Annotated in this window: 11 protein-coding genes; all 11 read left to right on the top strand. The window is 41.5% G+C overall.

Annotated features, from left to right (window positions below; all coding sequences use genetic code 11):
* The first annotated feature begins 67 nt into the window (after positions 1 to 67).
* Complete coding sequence (gene hflK / locus B5G52_RS11050; protein ID WP_087532703.1) at positions 68 to 1,234, top strand: FtsH protease activity modulator HflK; 1,167 nt, start codon at positions 68 to 70, stop codon at positions 1,232 to 1,234.
* 5 nt (positions 1,235 to 1,239) lie between these two features.
* The gene (gene hflC, locus B5G52_RS11045; protein WP_087532702.1) at positions 1,240 to 2,118 is read left to right on the top strand and encodes a protease modulator HflC; all 879 of its coding nucleotides are present in this window, start codon (positions 1,240 to 1,242) and stop codon (positions 2,116 to 2,118) included.
* Positions 2,119 to 2,334: 216 nt separating this feature from the next.
* Positions 2,335 to 3,648, top strand: a complete 1,314-nt coding sequence (locus B5G52_RS11040) for an adenylosuccinate synthase (protein ID WP_087532701.1) — start codon at positions 2,335 to 2,337, stop codon at positions 3,646 to 3,648.
* Positions 3,649 to 3,763: 115 nt separating this feature from the next.
* Positions 3,764 to 4,387: a tetratricopeptide repeat protein gene (locus tag B5G52_RS11035; protein ID WP_087532700.1), complete on the top strand. Its 624-nt coding sequence runs from the start codon at positions 3,764 to 3,766 to the stop codon at positions 4,385 to 4,387.
* A gap of 243 nt (positions 4,388 to 4,630) precedes the next feature.
* A complete protein-coding gene (locus tag B5G52_RS11030) occupies positions 4,631 to 6,220 on the top strand; it encodes an alkaline phosphatase (RefSeq protein ID WP_087532699.1) in 1,590 nt (529 codons plus the stop codon).
* A gap of 11 nt (positions 6,221 to 6,231) precedes the next feature.
* Entirely contained in the window at positions 6,232 to 8,028 is a 1,797-nt protein-coding gene (locus B5G52_RS11025) for an alkaline phosphatase (protein WP_087532793.1), read from the top strand.
* Between the two features lie 111 nt (positions 8,029 to 8,139).
* Entirely contained in the window at positions 8,140 to 8,859 is a 720-nt protein-coding gene (locus tag B5G52_RS11020) for a hypothetical protein (RefSeq protein ID WP_087532698.1), read from the top strand.
* Between the two features lie 85 nt (positions 8,860 to 8,944).
* A complete protein-coding gene (locus tag B5G52_RS11015) occupies positions 8,945 to 9,751 on the top strand; it encodes a VOC family protein (RefSeq protein ID WP_087532697.1) in 807 nt (268 codons plus the stop codon).
* A 105-nt stretch (positions 9,752 to 9,856) separates the two neighbouring features.
* Positions 9,857 to 10,522, top strand: coding sequence for an SDR family oxidoreductase (locus tag B5G52_RS11010; protein WP_087532696.1), 666 nt, complete (start codon positions 9,857 to 9,859; stop codon positions 10,520 to 10,522).
* 135 nt (positions 10,523 to 10,657) lie between these two features.
* On the top strand, positions 10,658 to 11,023 hold the full coding sequence (locus tag B5G52_RS11005) for a hypothetical protein (protein WP_087532695.1): 366 nt from the start codon (positions 10,658 to 10,660) through the stop codon (positions 11,021 to 11,023).
* A 1-nt stretch (position 11,024) separates the two neighbouring features.
* Positions 11,025 to 13,355 (top strand): fatty acid cis/trans isomerase, encoded by a 2,331-nt coding sequence (locus B5G52_RS11000; protein WP_087532694.1) that lies wholly within the window; start codon positions 11,025 to 11,027, stop codon positions 13,353 to 13,355.
* Positions 13,356 to 13,438 lie beyond the last annotated feature (83 nt).

Genomic DNA, 13,438 nt, shown 5'->3' with positions numbered 1-13,438 from the left:
AATGGCCTTATATTTGGTAGATTTAACACAATTACCTAAATTATTTAGATAACAATGGAGTATAGCTATGGCCTGGAATGAACCGGGTAATAATGGCAATGATAAAGATCCGTGGAACAAAAAAGGCGGACGTGATCAAGGCCCACCTGATTTAGACGAGGTGCTGCGTAAGTTCAGCAGTAAGTTTGGCGGCTTATTTGGCGGTAATAAATCCGGCAAAGATGGTGGCGGACTTGGTGGAGCAGGGCTTTCGTTCGTGCTTATCATTGCTGTAATTGTATGGGCATTAAGTGGTATCTACACTGTTAAAGAAGCCGAGCGTGGTATTGTTTTACAGTTTGGTAAATATGACCGCATTGCAGATCCAGGTCTACGTTGGAAAATGACCTTTATTGAAACGGTTATTCCAGTTGATATTGAAGCGGTACGTTCACTACCTGCATCAGGCTTTATGCTAACTGAAGACGAAAACGTAGTAAGCGTTGAGTTTGAAGTGCAATATCGTGTTATTGACCCGCACCTTTACAAGTTTAGCGTAACAGATGCAGATCACAGCTTACAACAAGCGCTTGATAGTGCTTTACGTTATGTTGTTGGTCATTCTAAAATGGATCAAGTACTTACGCGTGGTCGTGAAGAAGTTCGTCAAAATACATGGGATGAACTGAATCAAATAATCGAACCTTATAACCTAGGTTTAATTGTAACTGACGTGAACTTTAAAGATTCTCGTCCTCCGGCTGAAGTTAAAGATGCATTTGATGATGCTATTGCTGCACAAGAAGATGAAGAGCGTTTTATTCGTGAAGCAGAAGCGTATGCCCGTGAAATTGAACCGCGTGCTCGTGGTCAAGTAACACGTATGACGCAAGAAGCTGAAGGTTATGGCGAACGTATTATTTTAGAAGCGCAAGGTGAAGTAGCTCGTTTTGAGAAACTATTACCAGAATATCAAGCAGCTAAAAGAGTAACGCGTGAACGTTTATACATAGATACTATGCAAGAAGTGCTAGGTAGCAGTTCTAAGGTGTTAGTAGATGTCAAAGGCGGTAATAACATGATGTATTTACCTCTTGATAAAATCATGGAAAAACAAGGTACTGCTACACGCGTAGCGTTACCAAGTTCAAGTGATATAAATGACTTACGTAACAAAATAAACACATCGCGCAATAGCACTGTGAACTCAAGTTCAGACCGCTTTGCAGCTGATCGCTTTAACGACGGGAGATAAGCGTAATGAAAAACTTTAGTTTAGTTCTATTATTAGCTGCCGTTGTATTGTCATTTTCGTCAGTATTTGTGGTGCCTGAAGGGCAAAAAGCAATCGTAATGCTTTTTAGCAAAGTACAAAAAGACAGTGATGATAAAGCGATTGTGTATAACCCAGGGTTACAGTTTAAAGTACCTTTCTTTAGCCAAGTACGTCGTATTGATGCGCGTATTCAAACTTTAGATGGTGCGCCGGATCGTTTTGTTACTAGCGAGAAAAAAGACTTAATCGTTGATTCGTTCGTGAAGTGGCGTGTAAATGACTTTAGTGCGTTTTACTTACGTGCGCGTGGTGACAAGCAATACGCTGAAACACTGCTTAAGCAAAAAGTAAATAACGGCCTTCGTACTAACTTTGGTTCGCGTACTATTCGTGAAATCGTATCTGGTGAGCGTAGTGAATTAATGGAAGAAGCGTTAGTTCAAGCGTCTGAAAGTGCGCAAGAGCTAGGCATTGAAGTACTAGATGTTCGCGTTAAGCAAATTAACTTACCATCAGAGGTGAGCAACTCAATTTACCAACGTATGCGCGCAGAGCGTACTGCTGTGGCAAAAGAGCACCGTTCTGAGGGTCAAGAAAAAGCCGAAACAATTCGTGCTGAAGTTGACCGTCGTGTCACGGTAATGCTTGCTGATGCAGAGCGTAATGCACGCTCAGTACGTGGTGAAGGTGACGCGCAAGCTGCTGCTATTTATGCCAATGCTTATAATAAAGACGCTGAATTTTTTAGTTTTGTACGTTCATTAGAGGCTTATAAAAAGACCTTTAAAGGCAAGCAAGACGTGATGGTGTTATCGCCAGACAGTGACTTCTTTAAATATATGAAAGGGGCTGCTGCGCAGTAGTCTTTCTTTTCATATAGATCAAATCCAAACCCTGTGTATGCAGGGTTTTTCTTTTAGTAAAACGAATTTTTATGAATAACTTAATGTTATTCAACCAGTTAATTTTTATTCTGGGTGATGTATTTATCGCACGCAGAAAAAATAACCTAAACGGGGTGATCTTTGCCCTCATTTTCTGGTAAAATCTCGTCCTAATTTTTTCTAAGTGAATTTACAATGGGTAAAAACGTTGTTGTACTAGGCACCCAATGGGGTGACGAAGGTAAGGGTAAGGTAGTTGACCTCCTTACAGACAAAGCATCTTTAGTAGTTCGATACCAAGGTGGCCACAATGCTGGACACACTTTAGTGATCGGCGGTGAAAAGACAGTTTTACACCTTATTCCATCGGGTGTATTACGTGACAATGTTAAGTGTGTGATTGGTAATGGTGTAGTTGTATCACCAGAAGCGCTTATGAAAGAGATTGGCATGCTTGAAGAACGTGGCGTACCAGTACGCGATCGTTTACTAATAAGCGAAGCATGTCCGCTAATTTTGCCTTTCCACATCGCATTAGATGTAGCCCGTGAAAAAGCACGTGGTAATAAAGCTATCGGTACTACTGGTCGTGGTATTGGTCCAGCTTATGAAGATAAAGTAGCCCGTCGTGGTTTACGTATTGGTGATTTATTCAACCCTGAATTATTCGCTGCAAAACTTAAAGAAGTATTGGAATACCATAACTTCACATTAGTTAACTACTACAAAGTAGATGCAGTTGATTTCCAACAGACTTTTGATGATGCAATGGCTGTTGCTGATATTCTTAAAGCGATGGTTGTTGATGTTACTGAATTACTCGATCAAACTCGTCTTGCTGGCGATAACATCTTGTTTGAAGGTGCACAAGGTACATTACTTGATATCGATCACGGTACTTACCCGTATGTAACCTCATCTAATACTACCGCTGGTGGTGTTGCTACAGGTGCAGGCTTTGGTCCATTAAACCTTGATTACGTACTAGGTATTATTAAAGCATACACGACTCGTGTAGGCTCGGGTCCTTTCCCAACAGAGCTTTACGACGGTGTTGAAAAGCAAGATGAAGTGGGTAAGCACTTAGGCACAGTGGGTCATGAATTTGGTGCAACGACTGGTCGCTTACGTCGTACTGGTTGGTTAGATGCAGTGGCTATGCGCCGTGCGGTTCAAATCAACTCAATCACTGGTTTTTGCTTAACTAAACTAGACGTACTTGATGGCTTAGAAACACTTAAGATTTGTACTGGTTATAAGCTTGAAGATGGCACTGTTACTAACGTAACACCGCTTGCAGCTGAAGGTTACGAGAAAGTAACACCAGTATACGAAGAAATGCCAGGTTGGTCTGAAAACACAGTCGGCGCAACGTCTGTTGATCAGTTACCACAAGCAGCGCTTGATTACATCAAACGTATCGAAGAAATCACAGGTGTACCTGTTGATATTATTTCTACCGGCCCAGATCGTGTAGAAACTATGGTATTACGCAGCCCGTTTGCATAAATACTGTTAGAACTAAAAAAGCTGCCTAGTGCAGCTTTTTTTGTGTCTTTATTTCAATATGGAACGATCTTTGTATAAACTTTATTAAGATGGTTTTAAATTTAAAGTGACCTAAATGCGTTTGTTGTCTTGTTTTTCATTAGTGGTGTTATCAATGCTGCCTGTAAGTTATGTCAAAGCTGATGAGCCCTTAGCGGCTGTGCCTTTGTATACTGAAACAGAGCTGTTGGCATTGATCAATAAAAACGCTCACTTAGCGCGCGTGAAGGCAGATGATTGCCAGTTGGTACAAGATATTGAAGCCAGAGCCAATAAAATGGCACTGCCGTCTTATCAGTTTTTATATGGCGATATGTTGGCATATGCTGTGTGTGTTGATCGTAATGTGGAGCTCGGTGTTTATTATATGCGCCAAGCTGCAAACCAAGGTTTGGCTGCGGCATTAGAGCAACTTGGTCGCTATTATGATATTGGCCGTTTAGTACAAAAAGATAAAGCAATGGCGATTACTTACCTACGAGAAGCCTCTGCACAAGGTAATTTAAAAGCTCAATTAAGGTTAGTGAAACTATTTAACGATGGCTTTGGTAGCCCTCGAGATTATGAAGACGCCTACCGATGGCTGTTTCATGCCATGGTTGCTGACAAAGCAACTCATAAAAAAATAGAGCGTGCACTGAGTCAGCTAGCACAAAAAATGCCTGGCAGCGTGGTTGAGCGTGCTCGCTTACCTATGTAACTAGATTATTATAATTAAAATAAACTTAATCGGTATCCGTTTGACAAGATTAGCGTCTACCTATATTGTGATGGTATATCATATCTAAATTATTGATTTTCATAAATTTTAAATCATTTCTTAACCTCTTTGTAATTCAAAATAACCGTTACAGTCATAAACCCTCTTTATTATTTACTCGCACATTAACTCACACCCTATCGGGTTTACGATTCTATTAATAACATAGAGACGGAATTTATAATGAAAATCAATAAAATTGCGACTGCAATTGGTTTTACATTGGCAATATCTGCAACAGTGAATGCAGGTGTTTTACCGCAAAGCCAAGTACAAAGCCAATGGTACGAAAGTGCTCAAGCTACTCTTGCGCAAAAGCAAAGTCAGGCTCAAGAAGAACAACTAACTAAAGCTAAAAATGTGATCTTGTTTGTGGGTGACGGTATGGGGGTATCTACTCTTACTGCTGCCCGAATCTTAGCTGGACAACGTGACGGCCAATTGGGTGAAGAAGGTTTACTGAGTTTTGAGGAGTTCCCTTATTCTGCTCAAGTCAAAACTTACAATGTTGATGCGCAAACACCGGATTCAGCAGGCACCATGACGGCAATGGCATCAGGTGTTAAAACAGATGTAGGCGTGATTGGGGTAAATGAGAATATTGAACGAGGTGACTGCACTACTGTGTTTGGTAATGAGCTAATTACTACAACTGAGCTTGCTGAAATTAAAGGTTTAGCGACTGGTGTGGTATCAACCGCGCGCATTACTCATGCAACGCCTGCTGCTACTTATGCAAAATCTGCAGATCGTAATTGGGAAGATGTATCAGATATGCCTGAAGGTGCTGTTACAGCAGGCTGTGAAGATATTGCATCACAGCTAGTTAATTTTGAAAAAAATGTTGAAGCTCGCTTTTTAGGCACTGATATTGATGGGATTGACGTCATTATGGGCGGTGGCCGTCGCCACTTCTTGCCAAAAGATGCGGCATTCAACTCTACTGATGCTGTCAGTTCTGTTGAAGGTGACCGTACTGATGAACGTGATTTAACGGCTGAATGGCAAGCTAACTACCCTGATGGCCAGTATGTGATGGATAAAGCAGGGTTTGAAGGGATATCAGCTGATACTAAACAAGTTTTAGCCTTGTTTAACGAATCCCATATGCAATACGAAGCAGACCGTGAAAACGATATCGCTGGCGAGCCCTCGCTTTCTGAAATGACAGCAAAAGCTATCGATATTCTAGATAATAACGAAAAAGGCTTCTTCTTAACCGTTGAATCTGGACGTATCGACCATGCGCATCACGCAGGTAATGCTTATAACGCATTAAACGATACCATTGAATTTGCTAAAGCCGTTCAAGCTGCGGTTGATAGTACTAACCCAGAAGAAACGCTTATTTTAGTTACCGCCGATCACAGCCATGTATTCACTATCGCAGGCTATCCTAAACGTGGTAATCCAATCTTAGGCAAAGTCGTTGCAGTCGGTAGTGAAGAGCCAAGCCTTGCGTCAGATGGTATGCCATATACCACTTTAGGCTACGCAAATGGTTTAGGATATCGAGATTTAGGTGACGAAACAGATGCGGATGCAGCTTATAGCGAAGCGCCTGTCGTTGGCCGAGTAGACTTATCGGCTATCGATACTAACTCAGCGGGTTTCCACCAAGAAGTGACAGTACCACTTGGTTCTGAAACTCATGCCGGAGAAGACATTTCACTTCATGCAAAAGGACCGGGCGCACAACTTGCTCAAGGTGTTGTTGAGCAAAATGTGATTTTCCACTTGGTTAATCAAGCACTCGAATTAATTGAACAATAATGGCGGCTAACATGAACAAATTAAACCTATTATCTTTAGCTGTTGTAGTCGCGCTTGCGGGCTGCTCGGATGATGACGATAACGATTATAAAACTCTGGTTGTGAATAACACTTTACCTGTTGGTTCACAGCAATGTGTTAATGGTGGTACAGAGACGCTTGAAGGTGAAGATACTAACCGTAATGGTGAGCTTGATGCTGATGAAGTATTAGAGACTAACCTAAACTGTAACGATCCAGCATCGTCATTGACACCACAGCAGCTAGTTAATTTATCAACTAACCAATGGTTTAAAGATGCAAAAGTAAAAATGGCCACTAGCCAAGAGAACATTGCAGGGATAGTCAAAGAGTCAGGTAAAGCAAAAAATATAATTTTGTTTGTTGGCGACGGCATGGGTGTATCAACGGTAACCGCAGCACGTATTCTTGCTGGTCAACAGGAAGGAAAAATGGGTGAAGAGCACCTATTAAGCTTCGATACTATGCCGTTCTCTGGTTTTGCTAAAACGTATAATGTAGATGCACAAACTCCGGATTCAGCAGGTACCATGACAGCAATGACGTCGGGTGTTAAAACAGACGTAGGCGTTATCGGTGTTGATGAAGACATCGAACGCGGCGACTGTTCAACGGTTGCTGGTAATGAGCTTATCACCGCGACTGAACTTGCTGAAATTAATGGTTTAGCAACAGGCATAGTATCGACTGCTCGCATCACCCATGCAACACCTGCAGCGACATATGCAAAATCTGCAGACCGTAACTGGGAAGATGTATCCGATATGCCTGAAGATGCCGTAACAGGTGGATGTGAAGACATCGCTTCGCAGCTTGTTAACTTTGAAGCAAACTTAGAAGCACGTTTTGCAGGTGTTGATGTAGACGGCCTTGAGGTTGTAATGGGTGGTGGTCGTCGTCATTTTTTACCTAAAGATGCAGCGTTTAACTCAGCAGATGCTGTAAGTGCCGTCGAAGGCGACCGCACCGATGAGCGTAATCTAATCACAGAATGGCAAGCTAAATATCCAACCGGTCAATACGTAATGGACCAAGCTGGATTTAATAACCTAGACACAGAAACCGCGACACAAGTATTTGGTTTATTCAATGAATCTCACATGCAATATGAAGCTGACCGCGGTAATGACATTGCAGGTGAACCATCATTATCAGAAATGACTGCTAAGGCTATTGACGTGTTAGACAATAACGACAAAGGCTTTTTCTTAACTGTGGAGTCGGGTCGTATTGACCACGCGCACCATGCAGGGAATGCTTACAATGCGTTAAATGACACCATTGAATTGTCAAAAGCTGTTCAGGTAGCTATGGATAAAACCAGTATCGAAGATACCTTAATCATTGTTACTGCAGATCACAGCCATGTATTTACTATTGCTGGATACCCTAAACGCGGTAATCCAATTTTAGGTAAAGTGGTTGCAGTTGGCAGTGAAGAGCCAAGCCTGGCAGCAGATGGCATGCCATATACTACAGTTGGTTATGCTAATGGCCTAGGTTTTAGAAATTTAGGTGACGAAACCAACGCTGATGCTGCTTATCTTGAAGCCCCTGCTGTGGGTCGTTACGACCTAACCGCAGTAGATACAACAAGTGCTGGCTTCCATCAAGAAGCCGCTGTACCACTGGGTTCTGAAACTCACGCTGGTGAAGATGTGGGTGTGTATGCAATTGGTCCTGGTGCTCACCTTGTTACCGGTACTAACGAGCAAAGCTACTTGTTCCATGTTATGGACTACGCGGCTGACCTTGTTAAAAATGCCGATGCAAAGCTAGCAAACTAAACGACACTAATAATAACTTTAAGAGCAACTCGCCCGAGTTGCTCTTTGTCATAAATCTGCCAAATCAACGCTATACAGTATTAGCATTATCTAATTGAAAAAGAGAACCCCGTGAAATTAGTAATTTTGTCTTTGGCGCTATTAAGCCCATTAGCCAGTGCTGCACAATGCACAATCGATAGCCAATATATGCAAGCGAGTTATAAAGTAAGCCAACAACATGAGGTTGACACAGCTGTCCACACGCAGCAATTTACTTTGTGGCGAACACTCTCTCAAGCGGCTCAACAAGATGAGCAACTAGTTGAAGTTTGGCAGCAGTTGAGTAACCAACAACTTAGACCTATTCGCTACTTTGTACAAGATAAGCGTGGTATTGAATACCAACCCTCAGAAGTAAAAGCAAAGCAGAACTTTAGTAGCAAGCAGCAATTAGTCAGTGATGAGTTACTGGCTAAAATGACACTGCAAAGTGAGCGCGGAGAAGGGTGCGATAAAGTACAAAAATACAGCTTAAAACAAGCCGATACGACAATAGAAGTGTCATGGGTTGTAAACAAAAAGTTACTTGAATCAATGCACATTACTAAGCCGACAGGAAGCCAAACAATAATTTTGCAATCGGTTAGTTTTGATAAGCAAACCGTGCAACAGCAGTTTGCCGTTTGGGATAACTATCAAACCACAGACTATGCTGATATTGGTGATAACGAAAGCGATCCGTTTTTAGCTAAAATGATCAACCTAGGTTTTATCGAACATAGTGCTCCAGGTTTTTATGATACCAACGGAAAAACACTCAAAGGTGGGCATCACCATAGCCACCATTAAGCCAACCAATTAGGAGGATTAAAACTGGCAAAAAATGTGTTCATCCATTAACTTTAAAGTATCAACATCAAACTATGAGTGAACCATGAGCACACACAACAAAAATCACCCTCACGGCGTGTTTTGCTGGTCAGAGTTATGCACGCACAATTGGGCGGAAGGTAAGCGTTTTTACACTGAGTTATTTAACTGGGATAGCGACGATCAGCCAATTGGTGATGATTTATATTACACCATGTTGCAAAAGCAAGGCGATGATATTGCAGCAATGTACCAAATGCCTGATGATCAAAAAAGTTCTGGTATCCCCAGTCATTGGTTAGCTTATATTGCGGTTGAAGACATTGATAGTGTAGCTGAAAAAGCCAAGCAACTTGGCGCTGAAGTTATTGCAGGCCCACATGATGTAATGGATGCTGGGCGAATGGTTTTACTCAATGAGCCCGGCGGCGCTCTATTTGCATTGTGGCAAGGTAAGCAACATAAAGGGTGTCAGCGCTTAGGTGAGCTAAACACACCTTATTGGCATGAGTTAGCAAGTCGAGATAGTGCAAAAAGCGGTGACTTTTACTGTCAGTTATTAGGTTGGGAAAGTGAAATTAAGCCAATGGAAGGTATGGACTACACTTTGTTTAAAGTAGCCGGCGAGCCGGTTGCAGGTATGATTCAAATGACCCAAGAGTGGCCTGAAGACATCCCTGCACATTGGATGATTTATTTAGCCGTTGCAGATTGCGATGAGTCTGCTAGCAAAGCACAGCAACTCGGTGGCGAAGTGTGTGTGCCACCTACAGATGTTCCTGAAGTTGGTCGTTTCAGTGTAATCACTGATCCGCAAGGTGCGGTATTTTCAATCATGACTTCAGCAATGGGTGACGTTAAATGCGGCTAATTTGAGCATGATTTTTTATAAATTTATCCAAATAAGCGCTGCGGCGCTTTTTTTATTTTTGTTTGCCCCAAGTTCATCATTATCATTATTTTCTGGGACTAATTTATGACTAAGCACGTGGTTATTACAGGCGCAAATAGAGGGATAGGCTTAAATTTATGTCAACAATACCAAGCAGCAGGCTATCATGTTACAGCTGTTGTTCGCCAAGTAAGTGAAGAACTAAAGGCACTTGGTGTAACTATTATCAGCAATATTGACGTTGCTAATGAAGGTGATATTGTCGCCCTACAAAGTCAATTACATGGTTATAAAATTGACCTACTTATCAATAATGCGGGCGTATTTAGTTACGAAAGTATGGCTGATATGGATTTTGCTGCAATAAACCAACAGCTCGCCGTGAACGCCGTGGCACCAATCCGTGTTACCCATGCATTGATCCATAGTTTAGGTATAGACGCTAAAGTGGCGATGATCACCAGCCGTATGGGCTCTATTGCAGATAATGGTTCTGGTGGCTACATTGGCTACCGTATGTCTAAAGCGGCGTTAAATGCAGCATCGGTGAGTTTAGCGCATGAACTTAAAGGTAAAAAAATTGCAGTGGGATTATTTCATCCAGGCTTTGTACAAACTCAAATGGTTAATTTTGCTGGCGATATTTCACCAGAGCAAGCGGCAGAGCGCTTAACTAAACGCATAGATGAACTTAACCTTCAAAACAGTGGTGGCTTTTGGCATTCAAATGGCGAAACACTTCCTTGGTAGTCATTTGCTAATTGCCTTACTTATTGATTCAACAGTTAGTCGCTTAAAGTCACTAACTGTTGAAATCTTTCACTAATTTTGATCTTATTCTTTGCTATAATCGTTCTATTAACAGCCGTACTTTGAGAACCGCACATGGAATTAGAGCAAGATAGTAATTTAACCCTTCCATTATTTTTGTTTGATGAAACATTAAGTGAACGTGATTTAGAAACCCCTGACTTATTACTGACGATCGTATTAGATGATGAGCTGTTAACTCAACTGTGTCAAAATCCAAGCGCAGATAGCAGCGTTGCTATCACTGTGAATAGCTATCAGCTAGAAGCCGTTAATCAAACGTTTGCTGACATTATTGATACAGAGCATGATGCGCAATTAACCCTCACTCATGGACCATTGCTAAGCGCAGTACTGAACACGCAAAAAGAGACAACATTTGTTTCGCCACAAATGGACATGATGCCTACGTTTGATTTAGGCGATGAGGACGAAGAATAATATGAAAAAATCGCTTATTTTAAGCATTATCATAATTTTAAGTGGTTGTGCTTACTTAGGCGCAGCGCATTATGATGAATTATTTGGCCCCGAACAAATACAGCAACGAATAGTCGAGCACGACACCGGAGCTGGCGCTGAATTTTTACAGCACGTACAGCCAGTACTCGACACTCGCTGTGTTGTATGTCACGGCTGTTATGATGCCCCTTGCCAATTAAAGCTTTCATCTCCAGAGGGAATTGACCGCGGCCTAAGTAAAGAATTAGTTTATGATGGTACACGTTTACTCGCATCTAACCCTAGCCGTTTACTTTATGATGCAGCAGATACTGCAGGTTGGCGTGAAAAAAACTTTTCGCCGGTACTTAATGAACGTGCTCAAAGTGAAGAAGCCAACCTTGCTGGTAGTGTTTTATACAATAGCTTAGTGTTAAAAATGAGCTCACCTTTACCTGAAGATGAAGTGCTTGGTGATGAATTTGACTTTGCCCTTGATCGGTCTCAAACGTGTGCCAGTATGGGGGAGTTTGACCATTTAGCGGACAGTCAGCCACATGCAGGTATGCCGTATGGATTACCGGGGATTTCTCGTAGTGAATTTAAACATTTAGAAAAATGGCTTAAAAATGGCGGCAAGATGGCGCATATTGAAGCACCCAGTAAAAATGTTATAGCGCAGGCACAGCGCTGGGAAAGCTTTTTAAATCAAGATAGCTTAAAGCATCAATTAACTGCTCGCTATGTTTATGAGCATTGGTATTTAGCACATATTTATTTTGTTCAAGATGGTGAAAAGAGTTTCTTTAAACTCGTTCGTTCAAGTACACCTCCCGGTGAAGATATAAAACTAATCAATACGCGTCGTCCATATGACGACCCTAAAGTTGAACGTGTTTATTATCGCTTAATGCATGAGCGCTCAACTATTCTTGCTAAAACACATTTACCACTGGCATTAAACGACACCAAATTAGCTCGGTTATATACGCAATTTATCCAGCCTGAGTATCAGGTTAGTAAAATGCCAAGTTATAAGCCAGAGGTAGCATCTAATCCATTTAAAGTTTTTGCCGCAATGCCGGTCAAGTCAAAATACCAATTTATGCTGGATGAAGCTGAATTGATTATTATGGGCTTTATTAAAGGGCCTGTATGTCGTGGTCAGATTGCATTAAATGTTATAAACGATCATTTTTGGGTGGCGTTTGCAGATCCAGATAAAGCAGCCACACCACAAGTGGAGCAAATGTTATTGCAGCACGAAGATGCACTAGCACTACCAGCGGCAGAAGAAAGCAATGCGTTGCCTATTTCAAGCTGGGTTAAGTATTCAAAGCGCCAAAGTACTTACCTAGAAGCAAAAGTTAAGCTAGCCAATGAAATGTTTGAAAATGGTGAGCATTTAACTACCGACGCTTTATGGCGTGGTGAAGACGTTAACGATAATGCTGCATTAACTATTTTCCGCCATTTTGATAGTGCAACAGTTGTAAAAGGCTTAATAGGGCAAGAACCAAAAACAATGTGGATACTGGATTACGCATTGTTTGAGCGTATTCACTATTTACTGGTTGCAGGGTTTGATGTGTACGGCAATATTGGCCACCAACTCGTTACTCGTTTATATATGGATTTTTTAAGGCTCGAAGGCGAACAAAACTTTTTAGCCCTACTGCCTAAGCTGCAGCGCCAGGAGTTAAAAGCCAATTGGTATCGTAAATCACCAACGAGCTTAACTAACTTTTTCAAAAGTGGTGAAAGCTTTGGCCAAACAACCGGTATTGAATACCAAACTCAAGATCAACAACATGAGTTATATGGCTTAATTAAACAGACATTGAAACCTGTGCTTAGCCCTCGCTATGACTACACTAAGGTGCCTGAGCCGTTGCATAAATTTAACAACATGCCGGCAAAAGCGATTAACTTATTACCACAAATTTCATATGTGTTAGTTAAAGACGGTGACTCTGAGCATGAGGCTTACACCCTTATTCATCACAATGCTCATTATAATATTTCAAGTTTGTTAAATGAAGAAGGTCAGCGCGCCTATGATGAAGACACGCTCACTATCGTGCCTGGTTTTATTGGTGATTACCCAGAGGCTATTTGGTATTTAAATAATCAACAGCAAGTTGAAGCCTTTGCAGAGCAGTTACCGCTAATGCAAGTTGAGGCTGATTACAGAGCCTTGAAGAGCAAATTTGCCATACGCCGAACTCACCCGCAGTTTTGGCAATACAGCGATATACTACATAATGTTGCAAAGCAATATCGTGGTATAGAGTACGGCTTATTTGATTATAACCGTTTAGAAAACCGTTAATTGTAACTGTTCTAAATAAACCCCGTAAAACACGGGGTTTATTTTTTCCTGATAGAAAATGTCACTTTTTTATAGCTAAGCTA

Source organism: Pseudoalteromonas sp. A601, assembly GCF_002165575.1.
Lineage (GTDB): Bacteria > Pseudomonadota > Gammaproteobacteria > Enterobacterales > Alteromonadaceae > Pseudoalteromonas.
This window is presented reverse-complemented; position numbering and strand designations above follow the sequence as displayed.

Bases quoted from the DNA above. Each gene is read 5' to 3' on its own strand.
- hflK (WP_087532703.1), top strand. From the start codon at position 68: ATGGCCTGGAATGAACCGGGTAATAATGGCAATGATAAAGATCCGTGG.
- B5G52_RS11005 (WP_087532695.1), top strand. From the start codon at position 10,658: ATGGAATTAGAGCAAGATAGTAATTTAACCCTTCCATTATTTTTGTTT.
- B5G52_RS11040 (WP_087532701.1), top strand. From the start codon at position 2,335: ATGGGTAAAAACGTTGTTGTACTAGGCACCCAATGGGGTGACGAAGGT.
- hflC (WP_087532702.1), top strand. From the start codon at position 1,240: ATGAAAAACTTTAGTTTAGTTCTATTATTAGCTGCCGTTGTATTGTCA.
- B5G52_RS11010 (WP_087532696.1), top strand. From the start codon at position 9,857: ATGACTAAGCACGTGGTTATTACAGGCGCAAATAGAGGGATAGGCTTA.
- B5G52_RS11035 (WP_087532700.1), top strand. From the start codon at position 3,764: ATGCGTTTGTTGTCTTGTTTTTCATTAGTGGTGTTATCAATGCTGCCT.
- B5G52_RS11015 (WP_087532697.1), top strand. From the start codon at position 8,945: ATGAGCACACACAACAAAAATCACCCTCACGGCGTGTTTTGCTGGTCA.
- B5G52_RS11025 (WP_087532793.1), top strand. From the start codon at position 6,232: ATGAACAAATTAAACCTATTATCTTTAGCTGTTGTAGTCGCGCTTGCG.
- B5G52_RS11000 (WP_087532694.1), top strand. From the start codon at position 11,025: ATGAAAAAATCGCTTATTTTAAGCATTATCATAATTTTAAGTGGTTGT.
- B5G52_RS11030 (WP_087532699.1), top strand. From the start codon at position 4,631: ATGAAAATCAATAAAATTGCGACTGCAATTGGTTTTACATTGGCAATA.